Raw genomic sequence first — 16,253 nt, 5'->3', positions numbered from 1 at the left:
CTTGCGAGGCGCGTCAGCCCAGGGTCGCGACGGCCTGGTTGAAGGTCTGCGACGGACGCATCACGGCCGAGGCCTTGGCCGCGTCGGGCTGGTAGTAGCCGCCGATGTCGGCCGGCGAGCCCTGCACCGCGAGCAGCTCGCCGACGATCGTCTGCTCCTGCTCGGTCAGCGTCTTGGCCAGGGGCGCGAACGCCCCCGCGAGCTCCGCGTCGTCGGTCTGCCTGGCCAGCTCCTGGGCCCAGTAGAGCGCCAGGTAGAAGTGGCTGCCACGGTTGTCGATGCCACCCACACGGCGGGTGGGCGACTTGTCCTCGTTCAGGAAGGTCGCCGTCGCCCGGTCCAGGGTGTCGGCGAGGACCTGGGCGCGGGCGTTGCCCGTGGTCTGGGCGAGGTGCTCGAAGCTGGCCGCGAGCGCGAAGAACTCACCCAGGCTGTCCCAGCGAAGGTAGTTCTCCTTGACGAGCTGCTGGACGTGCTTGGGCGCGGAGCCGCCTGCACCGGTCTCGAACAGCCCGCCGCCGTTCATGAGCGGGACGACGGAGAGCATCTTCGCGCTCGTGCCGAGCTCGAGGATCGGGAACAGGTCGGTCAGGTAGTCACGCAGCACGTTGCCGGTGACCGAGATCGTGTCCTCGCCGCGGCGGATGCGCTCGAGGGAGAACCTGGTCGCCTCGACCGGCGACAGGATCTCGATCTGCAGGCCCTCGGTGTCGTGCTCCTGCAGGTACGCCCTGACCTTCTCGATGAGCTTCGCGTCGTGCGCGCGGTCCTCGTCGAGCCAGAAGACGGCCGGGTTGCCGGTCGCGCGGGCGCGCGTGACGGCGAGCTTGACCCAGTCCTTGATCGGCGCGTCCTTGGTCTGGCACATGCGGAAGATGTCGCCCGCGCCGACGACCTGCTCGAGCACGACGTCGCCGGCCTCGTCGACCACGCGCACCGTACCGGTGGTCGGGATCTCGAAGGTCTTGTCGTGGCTGCCGTACTCCTCGGCCTTCTGCGCCATCAGACCGACGTTCGGCACCGAGCCCATCGTCGACGGGTCGAAGGCGCCGTGGGCGCGGCAGTCGTCGATGACGACCTGGTAGACGCCGGCGTAGCTGCTGTCCGGGAGGACGGCGAGGGTGTCGGCCTCCTGGCCGTCCGGGCCCCACATGTGGCCTGAGGTGCGGATCATCGCCGGCATGGAGGCGTCGACGATGACGTCGCTCGGGACGTGGAGGTTGGTGATGCCGCGGTCGGAGTCGACCATGGCGAGGGCGGGGCCCTCGGCGAGCTCGGCGTCGAAGGACGCCTTGATCTCGGCGCCCTCGGGCAGCGCCTCGAGGCCCTTGATGATGCCGCCGAGACCGTCGTTCGGCGTCAGGCCGGCCGTGGCGAGAGTCTCGCCGTACGTGGCGAAAGTCTTCGGGAAGAAGGCGCGCACCACGTGACCGAAGACGATCGGGTCGGAGACCTTCATCATCGTGGCCTTCAGGTGCACGGAGAACAGCACGCCCTCGGCCTTGGCGCGGGCGATCTGCGCCGTGAGGAACTCGCGCAGCGCGGCGACGCGCATGGCGGACGCGTCCACGACCTCGCCGGGCAGCACCGGTACGGACTCGCGCAGGACGGTGGTGGAGCCGTCGTCGCCCGCCAGCTCGATGCGCAGCGACCCCGCCTCGGAGATCACCGCGGACTTCTCGGTGGAGCGGAAGTCGTCGACGCCCATGGTGGCGACATTCGTCTTCGACTCGGGCGTCCAGGCGCCCATGCGGTGCGGGTGGGTCTTGGCGTAGTTCTTGACCGACGCGGGGGCGCGGCGGTCGGAGTTGCCCTCCCGCAGGACCGGGTTGACGGCGCTGCCCTTGACCTTGTCGTAGCGGGCGCGGATGTCGCGCTCCTCGTCGGTCTTCGGGTCGTCCGGGTAGTCCGGCAGCGCGTAGCCCTGCTCCTGCAGCTCGGCGATCGCGGCCTTCAGCTGCGGGATCGACGCCGAGATGTTCGGCAGCTTGATGATGTTCGCACCGGGGGTCTTGGCGAGCTCGCCGAGCTCGGCGAGCGCGTCACCGATGCGCTGGCCCTCCTCGAGGTACTCGGGGAAGTGGGCGATGATCCGGCCGGCCAGCGAGATGTCGCGGGTCTCCACCGTGACCCCGGCGGTCGAGGCGTACGCCTGGACCACGGGCAGGAACGAGTGCGTCGCCAGGGCCGGAGCCTCGTCAGTGTGCGTATAGATGATGGTCGAGTCAGTCACCGGGTGCTCCGCTCCAGGTATCCACGTCAACGTCTCCAACATTGCTCGACATCAAGATATCTCGTGATCGGCCTCCAGCGAGCAGGGCCCCGTCGCACCATGCTGCGACGGGGCCCTTCGACACGGACCGGTCAGTTCTTCGCGGTGGCCCAGGCGTGCTGGGCCGCCAGGTCGGCCTTGACCTCGGCGAGCTGGACGGCGACGGCCGACGGGGCCGTGCCTCCGCGTCCGTTGCGGGAGGCGAGCGCGCCGGGAACGTCGAGGACCGTGCGGACCTCAGGGGTCAGATGCTCCGAGATCTTGGCGAACTGGTCGTCCGTGAGCTGGTCCAGCTCGATTCCGTGCGCCTCGCACTCCTTGACGCACTCCCCCGCGACCTCGTGCGCGACGCGGAACGGGACGCCCTGCTTGACAAGCCACTCGGCGATGTCGGTGGCCAGCGAGAAGCCCGCGGGCGCCAGTTCCTGCATGCGTGCGCGGTCGACGGTCAGCGTGGCCATCATCCCCGTGAACGCCGGGAGCAGGACCTCCAGCTGGTCACAGGAGTCGAAGACCGGCTCCTTGTCCTCCTGGAGGTCGCGGTTGTACGCGAGCGGCAGCGCCTTCAGCGTCGCGAGCAGCCCGGTGAGGTTGCCGATGAGGCGGCCCGACTTTCCCCGCGCCAGCTCGGCGATGTCCGGGTTCTTCTTCTGCGGCATGATCGACGAACCGGTCGAGAAGGCGTCGTGGAGCGTCACGAAGGAGAACTCCTTCGTGTTCCAGATGATGACCTCCTCGGCGATCCGGGACAGGTTCACCCCGATCATCGCGGTGATGAACGCGAACTCGGCGACGAAGTCGCGGGACGCCGTGCCGTCGATGGAGTTCCCGGCGGAGCCGTGCTCGAAGCCGAGGTCCTTCGCGACCGCCTCCGGGTCGAGCCCCAGGGAGGACCCGGCGAGCGCGCCGGAACCGTACGGCGACACGGCCGTCCGCTCGTCCCACTGGCGGAGCCGCTCGGCGTCCCGGGACAGAGCCTGGACGTGCGCCAGGACGTGATGGGCGAAGAGCACGGGCTGGGCGTGCTGAAGGTGCGTACGGCCGGGCATGGCGACGTCCGGGTGGGCCTCGGCGAGGCCCACGAGGGCGTCCTGGAGGTCGGCGACGAGTCCGCCGATGACGCGGGCGTGGTCGCGCAGATACATCCGGAAGAGGGTGGCGACCTGGTCGTTGCGGGACCGGCCGGCGCGCAGTTTGCCGCCGAGGTCGGGGCCGAGGCGTTCGAGGAGTCCGCGCTCCAGGGCGGTGTGGACGTCCTCGTCGGCGAGGGTGCCCACGAAGCTGCCGTCGGCGACGTCGGCCTCGAGCCGGCCGAGTCCGGCGATCATCCGCTTCAGCTCGTCCGCGGTGAGCAGGCCCGCCTTGTGGAGCACGCGGGCGTGGGCGCGAGAGCCTGCGATGTCGTACGGCGCGAGCCGCCAGTCGAAGTGGACCGACGCGGACAGCTTCGCCAGTGCCTCGGCGGGCCCGTCGGCGAAGCGGCCGCCCCAGAGCCGGACGTCACCGTTGTTGCTGCTCACAGCTCTTGCTCCTCAGGAGGGTGGATGTGCCGCCGCCTCCCTGCCGCGGAGGAACAGGGAGGCGGCCGTCGTACGCCTATCGAATCAGGCCAGGTCGCGCTTGGCCGCAATCTTCGACGACAGGCCGAAGATGTCGATGAAGCCCTGCGCCTTCGACTGGTCGAAGGTGTCGCCCGAGTCGTACGTGGCGAGGTTGAAGTCGTACAGCGACTCGTCCGACTTCCGGCCGGTGACGACGGCGCGGCCGCCGTGCAGGGTCATCCGGATGTCGCCGGTGACGTGCTGGTTGGCCTCGTTGATGAAGCCGTCCAGCGCGCGCTTGAGCGGCGAGAACCACAGGCCGTCGTAGACGAGCTCGCCCCAGCGCTGCTCGACCTGCCGCTTGTAGCGGGCCAGCTCGCGCTCGACCGTGACGTTCTCGAGCTCCTGGTGGGCGGTGATCAGCGCGATCGCGCCCGGGGCCTCGTACACCTCACGGGACTTGATGCCGACGAGCCGGTCCTCGACCATGTCGATCCGGCCGATGCCCTGGGCGCCGGCGCGCTCGTTGAGCTGCTGGATGGCCTGCAGGACGGTGACGGGCTTGCCGTCGATGGCGACCGGGACACCCTCCTTGAAGGAGATGATCACCTCGTCGGCCTCGCGGGACGTGGCCGGGTTGGAGGTGTACTCGTAGATGTCCTCGATCGGCGCGTTCCAGATGTCCTCCAGGAAGCCGGTCTCCACGGCCCGCCCGAAGACGTTCTGGTCGATGGAGTACGGCGACTTCTTGGTGGTCGCGATCGGGAGCTGCTTCTCCTCGCAGAAGGCGATCGCCTTGTCCCGGGTCATCGCGTAGTCACGGACCGGCGCGATGCACTTCAGGTCGGGGCCGAGGGCCTGGATGCCGGCCTCGAAGCGCACCTGGTCGTTGCCCTTGCCGGTGCAGCCGTGGGCGACGATGCCGGCGTTGTGCTTCTTGGCCGCGGCGACGAGGTGCTTGACGATCGTCGGCCGGGAGAGGGCGGAGACCAGCGGGTACCGGTCCATGTAGAGGGCGTTGGCCTTGATCGCCGGGAGGCAGTACTCCTCGGCGAACTCGTCCTTGGCGTCCGCGACCTCGGCCTCGACGGCACCGCAGGCGAGCGCGCGCTTGCGGATGACGTCCAGGTCCTCGCCGCCCTGGCCGACGTCCACGGCAACGGCGATGACCTCGGCGCCCGTCTCCTCGGCGATCCAGCCGATGGCGACGGAGGTGTCCAGACCGCCCGAGTAGGCGAGTACGACGCGCTCGGTCACGGGATTCTCCTTACGGTGCATGCGGTGATGGGTATAACTATGCAGACCTCCGTATGTTTTGTCAACGCGAGGGAATCCCGTGGCCGCCCAGGATCGCCCTCCGTACGCCCACCCCGTGCCGACCAGGGCGTACACCGTCGTGGAGCGCATCGCGCAGGGAGCACCGGTTCATGCGGCACTCGATGTGGGCGATCCCGCGGCCTGGCTCGACTTCGACGCCGAGGTGCGCTTCCAGCGGCCGAGCATCCGCGAGACCGGGGCCGCGGGCACCACGCACCGGCCGGCACTCGCGCTCGCCCTGTGCCACCGCGACGGCCGCATCCGGGAATCGGCGCTGGTGCAGGCGGCCGCACGGCCCGATCTGCTGCCGCTGATCGTCGTCCGCACCGCGGACTGGGCCGCTCCGGTACGCGGGCGGACCCGGCGCCCCCGCGGCTCCCTCACCAGGTCCATAATCCGGGCATGGGACAAACCTACGAACGCATAGAAGGCCGCATCCGGACGTTCATCGAGGAACAGCCCCTCTTCTTCACCGCCACCGCCCCGCTCGCGGGCGACGGTCACGTCAACCTCTCCCCCAAGGGCCGCAAGGGCACCCTCGTCGTCGTCGACGAACGGACCCTGGCCTACCTGGACTTCGGCGGCAGCGGCGCCGAGACCATCGCCCATGTCCGCGAGAACGGCCGCATCACCCTGATGTGGTGTGCGTTCGCCGGTCCGCCGAAGGTGCTGCGGGTGCACGGTCAGGGGGAGGCGGTGCTCCGGGACGACCCGCGGTGGGCGGAGTTGATCCCGTACTTCAAGGACGCGGACGGGGCCGCGGCCCGCGCGATCATCGTGGTGCGCGCCCGCCGGATCAGTGACGCCTGCGGATTCGCCGTACCGTTCATGGACTACCGCGAGGAGCGTACGCAGCACGCGGAGCACTTCGGGCGGAAGACGGACGAGGAGTTCGCGGCGTACTGCGAGAAGAAGCCGCATGTCGGAGTGAGCCTCGACGGGCTGCCGGCCCTCCCGCTCCCGCTGCCCGCGCGCACCGACTGACCCTCCGTCAGCGGCCCTGCGGACGCCCCGACGCCCGCGGCTGACACAAGAGGCCCGGCGTTGAACTCCTCGGCCCTCGTCTGCGTATCCACAGGCGATACGGATGAGCCGAGGAGCAGCCGTGACGATGATGCAGAGCGGTCGGGCCGCAAGACGCCAGACCATGCGCGCGATCCGGCCGCGCCGCAATCCGGCGGCGGTGCTGCTGGTCGCGGCCTGGGCAGGAGCGGCCGCCGTCCTGTGGCTGTGGTGGGAGAACACGGCGGTCGTCCACATGGACACCGCCGAGTGGCTGGTCGGGGCGGGAAGGATCACCGGCCTGCTGGGCGGTTACATGATCGCGCTCGTGGTGCTGCAGATGGCGCGCGTCCCCGCGCTGGAGCGACGTGTGGGTTCCGACCGGTCGGCCCGCTGGCACGCGATGAGCGGCCGGTACGCGATCGGCCTGATCGTCGCCCATGTCGTACTGATCATCTGGGGATACTCCGTACAGGGCCGGACCGGCCTCGTCGAACAGACCGTGACCGTCGTCGTCGACTTCCCCGAAATGATCGAAGCGGCGGCCGGCACCGTCCTCCTGCTGATCGTCGGCTTCGTCTCGGCCGGCGCGGTGCGCCGCCGCATGCGCTACGAGACCTGGTACTACCTGCATCTGCTGACCTATGCCGCCGTGTATCTGACCTTCTGGCACCAGCTGGTCACCGGTGCCGAGTTCGTGGCCGGTCCGACCGCTCGCACAGTCTGGTACGTGCTGTACGGGACGGTCGGCGCCCTTCTCGTGTGGTACCGGATCCTGGCGCCGGTACGCCTCAACCTCTGGCACCGGATGCGGGTGGAATCGGTCGTGGACGAGGCCCCCGGCGTGGTCTCGGTACTGATCAGCGGGCGGCGGCTGCACCGGCTGGGTGCCGAGGCGGGGCACTTCTTCCGCTGGCGGTTCCTCACCAAAGGGCTGCGCTGGAGCTCGAATCCGTACTCCCTCTCCGCTCCGCCCCGCCCGGATCTGCTGCGCATCACCGTCAAGGCCGTCGGCGAGCACAGCACGGCGCTCGCCCGGCTGGAGCCGGGGACGCGGGTCTGGGCCGAGGGACCGTACGGAGCGATGACCGCGGGGCGACGGAGCCGGAACAAGGTGCTCCTGATCGCCGGAGGGGCGGGCATCACGCCGCTGCGGGCCCTGTTCGAGACGCTGCCGGGCGGCCCCGGGGACCTGTCCCTGCTCTACCGGGCCGGCACGACGGAGGACCTGGCGCTGTGGAGCGAGCTGCAGCAGATCGCCGAGGCGAGGGAGGCGAGGCTGATGTACGCCGTGAACGGGCCGGACGGGTCACGTCCCCGGATCACCACCGAGCGGCTCAAGGAGGTGCTGCCGGACATCGCTCAGCACGACGTCTATCTGTGCGGACCGCCCGGTCTCGCCGAGGAGTCGTACCACGCACTGCGCGCGGCGGGAGTGCCGTCCCGCCGTATCCACCACGAGTCGTTCGAGATGTGAGGCCGTCCGTGAAGAGGAAACACCCACTGCGCCGGATCATGCTCGCCATCGCCGGCACCACGTCGGCCGTCGTGCTGCTCCTCGCGGTGAAACAGCCGGGCACACCGGCGGCGGGGACGGCGCCGCAGGCCGGCGGTGCCGTGCCCCCCGCGGGGTCGGCACCCGCCGGGACCGGGGCCGGGGTCGAACCCGCGGGCGGGCAGAGCGTCCTCGGCGACGAGGCCGCGACCCAGTACGGCCCGGTGCAGGTGCGGCTCACGCTGAGCGGCGGCAGGATCACCGCGGCCGAGGCCGTCAAGACACCGTCGTCCGATCCCAACAGCCGGCAGATCGCCGCCACCGCCGTACCGAAACTCAACCAGGCCGCCGTCGCCGCGCAGAGCGCCCGGATCGACACCGTCTCCGGAGCCACCTACACGAGCGAGGGATACATCAAGTCCCTGCAGAGCGCGCTCGACAAGGCGGGGACCGCCGGGGCTCCGGGATCCGGCGCCGAGGAGGGAGCCGGAGCGGGCTCGGCTCCCGAAGCTGACTCGACGCCCGAACCGGACACCGGGAACGGCACCGGCGGCTCCGGCTCGGACTCGGGCGGTTCGGACTCGGGCGGCTCCGACTCGGGCTCGGAGGCGCCCGAGACGCCCAGGACGCCCGAGACGGTCCTCGGGGACGTGGCGTCGACCCAGTACGGCGACGTCCAGGTCCGCATCACCGTCAGCGGGGACAGGATCACCGCGGCCGAGGCCGTCAAGACACCGTCGTCCGATCCCAACAGCCGACGGATCGCCGCCACCGCCGTACCGGAACTCAACCAGGCCGCCGTCGCCGCGCAGAGCGCCCGGATCGACACCGTCTCCGGAGCCTCGTACACGAGCGAGGGCTACATCACGTCCCTGCAGAGCGCACTCGACAAGGCCGGCCTGTGACGGCGGACCGGGCACGCCTGCGCCACGTCGAGCACGCGATGGGCACGGTGTTCTCGTTCGACTTGCGGATGGCCGCCGACTGCGACGGCCCGCGCCTGCGCGCAGGACTCGTCGCGGCCGTGGCCGCCCTGCACCGCGCGGACGAGCTCTTCTCGACATACCGCCGGGACAGCGAGGTGAGCAGGCTCGCCAGGGGGGAACTCGCCCTGGCGGACTGCGCGCCCGACATGACCGAGGTGCTCGGGCTCTGCGAGGCGGAGGAGCGACTGAGCGGCGGCTGGTTCACCGCCGGGTACGGCGGCGGACTCGACCCCACCGGTCTGGTCAAGGGCTGGGCGGTGGAGCGCGCGGCGCGCATGCTCGCCTCCTCCGGTGCCGCCGCGGTCTGCCTCAACGGCGGGGGCGACGTCCAGCTTCACGGCGGCCCGTGGCGGGTCGGCATCTCGGATCCGCTGTCCCCCGGCGGGCTGGTCGCGGTGGTCGAGACCGATGAGAGCCTCGCGGTCGCCACATCGGGGCCCGCCGAACGCGGCTGCCACATCGTCGATCCGCACACAGGCGCCCCACCGGTCGGGGCTCTCGCCTCCCTCACCGTCGTGACACCGGGCCTGACCCAGGCTGACGCCCGGGCGACGGCCGCCTATGCGATGGGCGAACGGGGCCGCGACTGGCTGGAGGGACTGCCGGACACGGAGGGCTTCGCCGTCGCCGCGGACGGCAGCACGTGGCAGACCAGTGGCTTCGCCCGTCATCTGACGAAGCAGAGCCACTCGGACGCGCCGGCCGCCTGACCTGCAGGGCCGCCGGGCGATCGCGGCAGCGGACACCGGGCACGCTCAGCAGCGCGCTCGGCCCAGGAGCTGCAGGGCGACCAGCAGCCCGGCCGCCGAGAATCCGATCGAGACGGCGAAGTCCGTACGGAAGCCTTCCGTGAGCGCGGCGAGGGGTCCGCCGCGTCGCCGGCGCGGGGCACGGCGACCGGGGACAGGACGGCCACACGGAAGGCGCCGCCGATCTGGAAGGCGGCCGTCGAACGGCCGGCCGGCGCTCGCGCTGTACGAGTGCGGCGAGGACGGCGTCCTGCGTGCGTTCTCCATCGAGGTGCACACCATCACGGCGTCCGGGATCGCCCGGGTCGTCTCCTTCCAGGACCCGTCGCTGTTCCCCGCCTTCGGGCTGCCGCTCGTCGCGCCGGCACCGGCCGTGCGCCGAGGGTCCGTCAGCGGTCGTTCTGCGCGAGCCGCAGCAGATGGTCCGCCAGCGCCTTGCCGCCCGCCGGGTCGCGGGAGATGAGCAGGACCGTGTCGTCGCCCGCGATCGTGCCGAGGATCGCGTGCAGTTCGGCCTGGTCGATGGCCGAGGCGAGGAACTGGGCCGCGCCGGGCGGCGTGCGCAGGACCACCAGGTTGGCCGAGGCCTCGGCGGAGATCAGCAGCTCGCCGGAGAGACGGCGCATCCGCTCCTCCTTCGCGGACTCGCCGAGCGGTGCCTGCGGGGTGCGGAATCCGCCCTCGCTCGGCACCGCGTAGATCAGCTCGCCCCCGGTGTTGCGGATCTTCACCGCTCCCAGCTCGTCGAGATCCCGGGACAGCGTCGCCTGGGTGACGCTGAGCCCGTCGTCGGCGAGGAGCTTGGCCAACTGGCTCTGCGAGCGCACCGGCTGCCGGTTGAGGATGTCCACGATCCGGCGGTGGCGTGCCGTGCGGGTCTGCGGCACCGACTGGCCGCCGGTCTCGGTGTCCTGCGTCGCCTCGGTCATCGTCGTCTCATTCTCCGGATCGTCCGTCCCCGTGTTGTGCTGCGTCGAGGATGCCGGGGAACGCCCGGAGGAACGCGTCCACCTCCGCGTCGCCGATGATCAGCGGCGGCATGATCCTTACGACATCGGGGGCGGGCGCGTTGACCAGGAGGCCGGCACCCTGAGCCGCCTTCTGCACCTGGGGCGCGAGGGGCTCGTTGAGCACGATACCCAGCAGCAGGCCCGCGCCGCGGACATGCGAGACCAGAGGGTGCCGGCGACTCCCGACGGGATTCTCGATTCCGTCCCTGATCCGCTCGCCGATCCGCTTCACCTCGTCGAGCATGCCGTCGAGGGTCCTCAGCACGGCGAGACCGGCCGCACAGGCGACCGGGTTGCCGCCGAAGGTCGTGCCGTGCTGCCCCGGCCGGAAGACGTCGGCCGCCTCGCCGAAGGCGACGACCGCGCCGAGCGGCAGGCCGCCGCCCAGGCCCTTGGCAAGGGTGACGATGTCCGGCTCGACGCCGTGCGCCTGGTGCTCGAACCAGTGCCCGGTGCGGCCGATGCCGGTCTGGACCTCGTCGAGGACGAGCAGGGTGCCGGTGGCGCTGGTGATCTCACGGGCGGCCTTGAGATAGCCGGCGGGCGGGACGACCACGCCGTTCTCCCCCTGGATCGGCTCGATGATCACGAGGGCAGTGTCGGTCGTGACGGCGGCCCGCAGCGCGTCGGCGTCGCCGTACGGAACGTGTGTGACGTCACCGGGCAGCGGGAGGAACGGCTGCCGCTTCGCGGGCTGCCCGGTGAGCGCGAGGGCACCCATCGTCCGTCCGTGGAAGCCGCCGGCGGTGGCGACCATGTGGGTACGTCCGGTCAGCCGGCCCAGCTTGAAAGCGGCTTCGTTGGCCTCGGCACCCGAGTTGCAGAACAGGACGCGTCCGGGCCGGCCGAAGAGCTGGAGCAGCCGCTCGGCGAGGGCGACGGGCGGCTCGGCGACGTACAGATTGGAGACATGACCGAGCGAGGCGATCTGCCGGGAGACGGCCTCGACGATGGCGGGGTGGGCGTGGCCGAGCGCGTTCACGGCGATGCCGCCGACGAAGTCGAGGTACTCGGTGCCGTCGGCGTCCCAGACCTTCGCCCCTTCGCCGCGGACCAGCGACAGCTGCGGCGTGCCGTAGTTGTCCATCATCGAGCCCTGCCAGCGCTGGGACAGCTGCTGATTGGCCGGGTCGCTCACGGGGTTCCCCCTTCGGTTCCGTCGGGCACGACCATCGTGCCGATTCCCTCGTCGGTGAAGATCTCCAGCAGGATGGAGTGCTGCACCCGGCCGTCGATGACGCGCGCGGTGTTGACGCCGTTGCGTACGGCGTACAGGCAGCCCTGCATCTTGGGGACCATTCCGCTGGACAGCTCGGGCAGCAGCTTCTCCAGCTCCGTGGCGGTGAGGCGGCTGATCACCTCGTCGCTGTCGGGCCAGTCCTCGTAGAGGCCTTCGACGTCGGTGAGGACCATGAGGGTCTCGGCGCCAAGTGCCGCAGCGAGTGCCGCAGCCGCCGTATCAGCATTGACGTTGTAGACATGTCCGTCGTCCTGGGAGCGGGCGATCGACGAGACGACCGGGATCCTGCCGTCGTTGAGGAGCGCCTCGATGGCGCCCGTGTCGATCGCGGTGATCTCGCCGACCCGGCCGATGTCGACGAGTTCACCGTCGATGGTCGGGCGGTGCTTGGTGGCGGTGATGGTGTGCGCGTCCTCCCCGGTGAGGCCGACGGCGAACGGACCGTGCTGGTTGAGCAGCCCGACCAGCTCGCGCTGGACCTGGCCGGCCAGCACCATCCGTACGACGTCCATCGCCTCGGGCGTCGTCACGCGGAGCCCTGCCTTGAACTCGCTGACCAGCCCGTGCTTGTCGAGCTGCGCGCTGATCTGGGGGCCGCCGCCGTGCACGACGACGGGCTTGATGCCGGCGTGGCGCAGGAAGACGACGTCCTGGGCGAAGGCCGCCTTCAGGTCCTCGTCGACCATGGCGTTTCCGCCGAACTTGATGACTACCGTCTTGCCGTGGTGGCGAGTGAGCCACGGCAGTGCCTCGATCAAGGTCTGCGCCTTGGGAAGTGCGGTGTGCTTACGCGTGCTCATCTGTCCCTTGTCCCTGGATCCTCAGGAGGAGTAGGCGCTGTTCTCGTGGACGTATTCGGCGGTGAGGTCATTGGCCCAGATGACGGCCGCTTCGCTGCCGGCGGCCAGGTCGGCGGTGATCCTCACCTCGCGGTAGCGCATGTCGACGAGGTCGCGGTCCTCACCGACGGAGCCGTTCCTGCAGACCCAGACGTCGTTGATGGCGACGTTGAGGCGGTCGGGTTCGAAGGCGGCCTTCGTCGTGCCGATCGCCGACAGCACCCGGCCCCAGTTGGGGTCCTCGCCGTGGATGGCGCACTTGAGGAGGTTGTTACGGGCGATCGAGCGGCCCACCTCGACGGCGTCGTCCTCGCTCGCGGCGCCGACCACCTCGATGCGGATGTCCTTGCTCGCGCCCTCGGCGTCGCCGATGAGCAGGCGGGCGAGGTCGTCGCAGACGGCCCGTACGGCGTCGGCGAACGCGCCGTACTCCGGGGTGATGCCCGACGCACCGGAGGCGAGCAGCAGCACGGTGTCGTTGGTGGACATGCAGCCGTCGGAGTCGACCCGGTCGAAGGTGACGCGGGTGGCGTCGCGCAGCGCCTTGTCGAGGGTGGCGCTGTCCAGGTCGGCGTCGGTGGTGAGAACGACGAGCATGGTGGCGAGGCCGGGGGCGAGCATGCCCGCGCCCTTGGCCATGCCGCCGACGGTCCAGCCGTCGCCCTGGTGGACGGCCGTCTTGTGGACGGTGTCGGTGGTCTTGATGGCTATGGCGGCCTTCTCGCCACCGTGGACGCCGAGTTCTGCGGCCGCCTTCTCGATGCCGGTCAGCAGTTTGTCCATGGGCAGAAGCACGCCGATGAGTCCGGTGGACGCGACGGCGATCTCGCCGGCGCTGTGGCCCTCCAGCACCTCGGCGGCCTTCTCGGCGGTGGCGTGCGTGTCCTGGAAGCCCTTGGGTCCTGTGCAGGCGTTGGCGCCGCCGGAGTTGAGGACGACGGCAGAGACGGCGCCGCCCTTGAGCACCTGCTCGGACCAGAGGACGGGGGCGGCCTTGACGCGGTTGGAGGTGAAGACACCCGCGGCGGAGTGGCGCGGCCCGTTGTTGACGACGAGCGCCAGGTCCGGGTTGCCGCTCTCCTTGATTCCGGCGGCGATGCCCGCGGCCGTGAATCCCTGTGCTGCCGTCACCGTCATGGCGCGACTCCGATCGTGGAAAGTCCTGTGGTCTGGTCGAGACCCAGGGCGATGTTCATGCTCTGGACCGCGCCGCCCGCCGTTCCCTTGGTGAGGTTGTCGATGGCGCTGATCGCGATGATGCGGCCGGCGGCCTCGTCGTGGGCGACCTGCACCTGAACGGCGTTGGAACCGTAGACGGACGCCGTGGCGGGCCACTGGCCCTCGGGGAGGAGGTGGACGAACGGCTCGTCCGCATATGCCTTCTCGTAGGCGCTGCGTACGGCGTCGGCTGTCGTGCCCGGCTTGGCCTTGGCGCTGCAGGTGGCGAGGATCCCGCGGGACATGGGCGCGAGGGTGGGCGTGAACGACACGGTGACCGGCTCCCCCGCCACCGCGCTGAGGTTCTGGATCATCTCGGGCGTGTGCCGGTGGCCCCCGCCGACGCCGTACGGGCTCATGGAGCCCATGACCTCGGAGCCGAGCAGATGCGGCTTGAGGGCCTTGCCCGCGCCGGAGGTGCCGGTGGCGGCGGTGATCACGGCCTCGGGCTCGGCGAGCCCGCCCGCGTACGCCGGGAAGAGCGCGAGCGAGACCGCGGTGGGGTAGCAGCCGGGTACCGCGATGCGCTTGGACCCCTCCAGCGCGACGCGGGCACCCGGCAGTTCGGGCAGGCCGTAGGGCCAGGTCCCGGCGTGGGCGGAGCCGTAGAACTTCTCCCAGTCGGCGGGGTTCCTCAGCCGGAAGTCGGCACCCATGTCGACGACGAGAACGTCCGCGCCGAGCTGCTCGGCGACCGCGGCGGACTGGCCGTGCGGCAGTGCGAGGAAGACGACGTCGTGACCGGCGAGGACCTCGGTGGTGGTGGACTCGAGGACGCGGTCGGCGAGCGGGAGGAGATGCGGCTGGAGGGAGCCGAGCCGCTGCCCGGCGTTGGAGTGGCCGGTCAGGGCGCCGACCTCGACCCCGGGGTGGGCGAGGAGCAGTCGGAGCAGCTCCCCGCCCGCGTATCCACTCGCCCCCGCCACTGCTGCACGTACCACCATCGGACCCTCCTCATTGATGGCATGACTATACGCAGTGTTGCAGATTTATGCAACGATCTGTCCGTGCACGCCGAACAGGAAGCGGGTCACCCGCGTCCGCCGTACCAGCAGGTCGCACGCGGCCACGGTCAGGGCGAGCGAGGCCGCGACGATCGCGAGGTACTTCACCATCATGTGCACGCCCCAGCCGACCACGCCGTACGCGACCGCGACGGCGACGGGCTGGTGCATTACGCAGAGGGGGAGCACCGCCGCCGCAAGATAGCGATACTCGCGGCGACGCCATCGCTCGGGGGCACCAGAAGGCCCGGTGGGGCGCGCGGGTCCTGCGGTGCGCGTGGCCCCGCCTCGGCCTCCGCCCCGGCTCCGGCTCCCGCTCCGGTCCAACAGGCCCAGGATCGCGCCAAGCCGGCACCAGCCCGCAGCTCCGTACACCGCACGGGTGGCGATCGCGAGCGGGGTCAGGTCCGTGAAGGGATCGTCCGCCGGGAGGAATCCCGGCAGCGCGGCCAGGAACAGCCCGGCACCGAGAGCGGCCTTCAGCCCCACCAGCGCGCCGATCGGGCCACGGGCACGGCCGGCCCGACCACCAGGACGCGAAAGCGTCCAGCTCCGGCCGCCGCGTCGTCATGGCACCCACGGCCACCCCGCGCCCGCGGGCCCCGTGCACCCTGACGCAGAGCCGGTGTCCGGGGTACGGGGCACCTGGCGCCGGCCCGCCTCTCTTGACATGCAGCCATTTGGCTGCCTATATTTCATGCAGCTGAACAGCTGCATGTTGGGAGTGGCGAGAGATCACATGGACGAGGTGTTCAAGGCACTGGCCGACGCCAGCCGCCGCCGGCTGCTGGACAGCCTCAATGCCCGGAACGGGCAGAGCCTGCGCGAGCTGTGTGCCGGGCTCGACATGACCAGGCAGTCGGTCAGCAAGCACCTCGCGGTGCTGGAGGCGGCCGATCTGGTGACCACCGTGTGGCGCGGCCGGGAAAAGCTGCACTACCTCAACGCCGTGCCCATCAACGCCATCGCCGAGCGCTGGATCAGCCGGTACGACCGCGAGCGCGTGCGCGCCCTCGCCGACCTGAAGGCCGCATTGGAGCGAGAACCTATGAACGACAACCCCGCATTCGTGTACACCACGTACATCAACACCACACCGGAGCGGCTCTGGCAGGCACTGACCGACCCGGCCTTCACCCGTCGCTACTGGGGCGTGACGTTCACGTCGGACTGGACGACGGGGTCGCGGATGACCTGGGAGCAGGAAGGCGTCACGATCGCGGACCCCGCCCAGGTCGTGCTCGAGTCCGAGCCGTACCGGCGGCTGTCGTACAGCTGGCACACCTTCACCCCGGAGCTCGCCAGGGCCTTCGGGATGAGCGAGGAGCTCTTCGCCCGGATGGCCGACGAGCCCCGGTCGAAGGTGACGTTCGAGATCGAGCCGGCCGGGGAGATGGTCAAGCTGACCGTCGTGCACGACGGCTTCACTCCCGGGAGCACGGTGCTGGAGGCCGTGGGCGGCGGCTGGCCCCACATCCTGTCCAGCCTCAAGACGCTGCTGGAGACGGGCGAAGAGCTGCCCGGGCCGTCGTAGCCGCCGCCACCGCCGCCGGACGGAGGCTCTGCCATACGGAGGTGAT

At 70.6% G+C, this 16,253-nt stretch carries 15 protein-coding genes; 6 read left to right on the top strand and 9 right to left on the bottom strand.

Annotation, left to right across the window (positions count from 1 at the left end):
* Positions 1-13 precede the first annotated feature (13 nt).
* The 3 genes from ABT078_RS05535 to ABT078_RS05525 all read right to left on the bottom strand — a co-directional run bounded on the left by ABT078_RS05535 (position 14) and on the right by ABT078_RS05525 (position 5,070).
* Entirely contained in the window at positions 14-2,233 is a 2,220-nt protein-coding gene (locus ABT078_RS05535; protein ID WP_351224093.1) for an NADP-dependent isocitrate dehydrogenase, read from the bottom strand.
* A 131-nt stretch (positions 2,234-2,364) separates the two neighbouring features.
* Positions 2,365-3,792 carry an argininosuccinate lyase gene (gene argH, locus ABT078_RS05530; RefSeq protein WP_351224091.1) on the bottom strand — a complete coding sequence of 476 codons (1,428 nt, stop codon included), beginning with the start codon at positions 3,790-3,792 and terminating at the stop codon, positions 2,365-2,367.
* A gap of 84 nt (positions 3,793-3,876) precedes the next feature.
* Complete coding sequence (locus tag ABT078_RS05525; RefSeq protein WP_351224089.1) at positions 3,877-5,070, bottom strand: argininosuccinate synthase; 1,194 nt, start codon at positions 5,068-5,070, stop codon at positions 3,877-3,879.
* A gap of 79 nt (positions 5,071-5,149) precedes the next feature.
* Between ABT078_RS05525 and ABT078_RS05520 the strand changes: the two genes are divergently transcribed.
* From ABT078_RS05520 to ABT078_RS05500, 5 genes are all read left to right on the top strand, one after another.
* Complete coding sequence (locus ABT078_RS05520; RefSeq protein ID WP_351224087.1) at positions 5,150-5,557, top strand: hypothetical protein; 408 nt, start codon at positions 5,150-5,152, stop codon at positions 5,555-5,557.
* On the top strand, positions 5,533-6,114 hold the full coding sequence (locus ABT078_RS05515; RefSeq protein ID WP_351224085.1) for a pyridoxamine 5'-phosphate oxidase family protein: 582 nt from the start codon (positions 5,533-5,535) through the stop codon (positions 6,112-6,114). The genes ABT078_RS05520 and ABT078_RS05515 overlap by 25 nt, the downstream gene beginning before the upstream one ends.
* A 127-nt stretch (positions 6,115-6,241) precedes the next feature.
* Positions 6,242-7,609: a ferredoxin reductase family protein gene (locus ABT078_RS05510; protein WP_351224408.1), complete on the top strand. Its 1,368-nt coding sequence runs from the start codon at positions 6,242-6,244 to the stop codon at positions 7,607-7,609.
* Positions 7,610-7,617: 8 nt separating this feature from the next.
* Positions 7,618-8,532 carry an FMN-binding protein gene (locus ABT078_RS05505; RefSeq protein ID WP_502981163.1) on the top strand — a complete coding sequence of 305 codons (915 nt, stop codon included), beginning with the start codon at positions 7,618-7,620 and terminating at the stop codon, positions 8,530-8,532.
* Positions 8,533-8,570: 38 nt separating this feature from the next.
* On the top strand, positions 8,571-9,323 hold the full coding sequence (locus tag ABT078_RS05500) for an FAD:protein FMN transferase (protein WP_351224404.1): 753 nt from the start codon (positions 8,571-8,573) through the stop codon (positions 9,321-9,323).
* A 428-nt stretch (positions 9,324-9,751) separates the two neighbouring features.
* Here ABT078_RS05500 and ABT078_RS05495 read toward each other — a convergent pair whose 3' ends face one another.
* From ABT078_RS05495 to ABT078_RS05470, 6 genes are read right to left on the bottom strand one after another with little or no spacing between them, the layout of a single operon-like run.
* Complete coding sequence (locus ABT078_RS05495; RefSeq protein ID WP_351224083.1) at positions 9,752-10,291, bottom strand: arginine repressor; 540 nt, start codon at positions 10,289-10,291, stop codon at positions 9,752-9,754.
* 7 nt (positions 10,292-10,298) lie between these two features.
* A complete protein-coding gene (locus tag ABT078_RS05490; RefSeq protein WP_351224081.1) occupies positions 10,299-11,510 on the bottom strand; it encodes an acetylornithine transaminase in 1,212 nt (403 codons plus the stop codon).
* Entirely contained in the window at positions 11,507-12,412 is a 906-nt protein-coding gene (argB, locus tag ABT078_RS05485) for an acetylglutamate kinase (RefSeq protein WP_351224079.1), read from the bottom strand. Before argB ends, ABT078_RS05490 begins: the two co-directional genes overlap by 4 nt.
* A 21-nt stretch (positions 12,413-12,433) precedes the next feature.
* Positions 12,434-13,588, bottom strand: coding sequence for a bifunctional glutamate N-acetyltransferase/amino-acid acetyltransferase ArgJ (argJ, locus tag ABT078_RS05480; RefSeq protein WP_351224077.1), 1,155 nt, complete (start codon positions 13,586-13,588; stop codon positions 12,434-12,436).
* Positions 13,585-14,613, bottom strand: coding sequence for an N-acetyl-gamma-glutamyl-phosphate reductase (gene argC, locus ABT078_RS05475; protein WP_351224075.1), 1,029 nt, complete (start codon positions 14,611-14,613; stop codon positions 13,585-13,587). Before argC ends, argJ begins: the two co-directional genes overlap by 4 nt.
* Positions 14,614-14,658: 45 nt before the next feature.
* Positions 14,659-15,162: a hypothetical protein gene (locus tag ABT078_RS05470; protein ID WP_351224073.1), complete on the bottom strand. Its 504-nt coding sequence runs from the start codon at positions 15,160-15,162 to the stop codon at positions 14,659-14,661.
* A 250-nt stretch (positions 15,163-15,412) separates the two neighbouring features.
* On the opposite strand from ABT078_RS05470, the gene ABT078_RS05465 reads away from it, so the two are divergent.
* On the top strand, positions 15,413-16,207 hold the full coding sequence (locus ABT078_RS05465; protein ID WP_351224071.1) for an ArsR/SmtB family transcription factor: 795 nt from the start codon (positions 15,413-15,415) through the stop codon (positions 16,205-16,207).
* The last annotated feature ends 46 nt before the right edge of the window (positions 16,208-16,253 follow it).

This window comes from Streptomyces sp. NPDC002133 (assembly GCF_040296405.1).
Taxonomy (GTDB): Bacteria; Actinomycetota; Actinomycetes; order Streptomycetales; family Streptomycetaceae; genus Streptomyces.
The sequence above is the reverse complement of the archived record's forward strand: the minus strand, read 5'-3'. Positions and strand labels throughout refer to the sequence as shown.